Annotated in this window: 3 protein-coding genes; 2 read left to right on the forward strand and 1 reads right to left on the reverse strand. The window is 63.9% G+C overall.

Annotated elements, in window-relative coordinates:
- Positions 1-158 precede the first annotated feature (158 nt).
- Complete coding sequence (locus tag KDH09_06080) at positions 159-458, reverse strand: hypothetical protein (protein ID MCB0219246.1); 300 nt, start codon at positions 456-458, stop codon at positions 159-161.
- A gap of 355 nt (positions 459-813) precedes the next feature.
- On the opposite strand from KDH09_06080, the gene KDH09_06085 reads away from it, so the two are divergent.
- Both KDH09_06085 and KDH09_06090 read left to right on the forward strand, forming a co-directional pair.
- On the forward strand, positions 814-1,266 hold the full coding sequence (locus KDH09_06085) for a hypothetical protein (protein MCB0219247.1): 453 nt from the start codon (positions 814-816) through the stop codon (positions 1,264-1,266).
- Positions 1,259-1,591, forward strand: a 333-nt coding sequence (locus tag KDH09_06090; protein MCB0219248.1) for a hypothetical protein, incomplete at its 3' end; no start/stop codon positions are given. The genes KDH09_06085 and KDH09_06090, both read left to right, overlap by 8 nt.

The following is a 1,591-nucleotide window of genomic DNA, read 5'->3' on the forward strand; positions in this document are numbered from 1 at the left end:
GCGCGGCACGCTTGCGGGTGGTCCACGGCATGTTCACAGCGCCACCACGAACAGCAGGGCGGCGAAGGCGATGCCAGCCCAGAAGCCGGTGAAGAACGCCAGCCACGCGCGTTCGCGGGCCGATGTCCGGGACATGTTGCGGGCGGTGCGGGGGGCGGTCATTCGGTTTCCCAACGGGCTTTGGCGAGGACGGCATGAACGCGGTCCTCCCACCCTATCGTATTCGCCGCGCTGATGTCGTCCAGGGCTTCCTGAAGAAGCTCAGCCATCTCCGGCGCGGCGGCGATCAGGTGGGCGTTGGATTCGCCAGATGCACCGCCATCGCCTTGGCTGGCGTTGAGGTACATCGCTGCGACCGTAGTTTGGTCAAGAGCGGCGACGTACCAGTCAAACTCCATCATGTTGCCGGGATCGAACTCGACGCGCCACGGCCCCGGTGTCCACGGTGTCTTGGTCATTCTGCCGCCCCCTTCTTTTCGAGCCTCTTGACCTTGCGCTCAAGGAAGGCCCGGATTTCGTGGGAAAGCTCTAGGCCGTGAGCCCGGAGCGTTTCGGTGAAGCGCGCGCGCTCCTGCGGGGAGACGCGGACCTTGATGAATTCTGTGCGGTTTTCCATGTGGGGACAATAGCACGCGAAATTTCTTTTCGCAAGTGGCTTGACGACATGCGCTCGTGGGCACTAGTGTTGGCACAAGGCGGTGCCATGCCAGTGTCGGAACCCAGCGAGAGAGCGCACCGCCAGCCCGGGCCAGTAGGCCCGCGAAATCCAGCGCAGAAGTGCCCGGGCACAAATTTGGAGTGGAAGACATGAACTTGAGTGAAGCCATATCCGCCGCATGGGATGGCGCGCAGTCGAACGTTGAAGCGCTCGAAAACCTGCTGGCCATCATGCGCGCGGAGCCCGAGGTTTACACCGCCGCGATGGAGCCGCACGAGCGCGCCGTCGCCCAGGCTCTAGTGGCCGGTTTCAAGCGCGAGCGCCGGGCGTACATCTGGAGCCGGCCCAGCGCCCCTGACGACCGGGTTAAGGCTCTCACCCGCGCCAACGCGGTGTCTCTCTATGACATGCGGCTTCCGTCCGGGAAGCGCCTCGGGGACGCCGTGAGGGCCGATCTGGTCGAAGCCGCAGCGTTCTACGCCGACCTCGCGAAACGCAACGATGACAAGGCGAAGTTTCTCGCCGCCGTCGCTCAGAAGATGAAAGGCGCGCGCCCGGTGTCTGCCGTGTGGACCGCCGCCGAATTGGAGGACATCAGAAATGCGTGAAGTTGCCAATGATAGGACGAACACCATTCTTGCGGCGCAACATCACGCGGCCCCGCCCGGACGTTCACTGAAGCCCATGAAGGGCGCGGCGGGGCAACAACAACCTGCGGCCCTGGGCCTCGTGAAACCCAAAATCCACGCGCCGCAGACCGACAAGGGCCAATCAAAAGGCGACACCCAGGAGGTGCCCGCTCTTGTCGGGGAAATTCATGCGGCCAGTACCATTTCGAGATCCATGGGCGGCACGCCGCATGACGAACCGGGGGAAGGGGGCCAGGGGAATTGCGATGATCAAACAAGCGGCGCCCCCGACCTTCGGTTCACA

The sequence above is a fragment of the Chrysiogenia bacterium genome (genome assembly GCA_020434085.1).
GTDB lineage: Bacteria > JAGRBM01 > JAGRBM01 > JAGRBM01 > JAGRBM01 > JAGRBM01.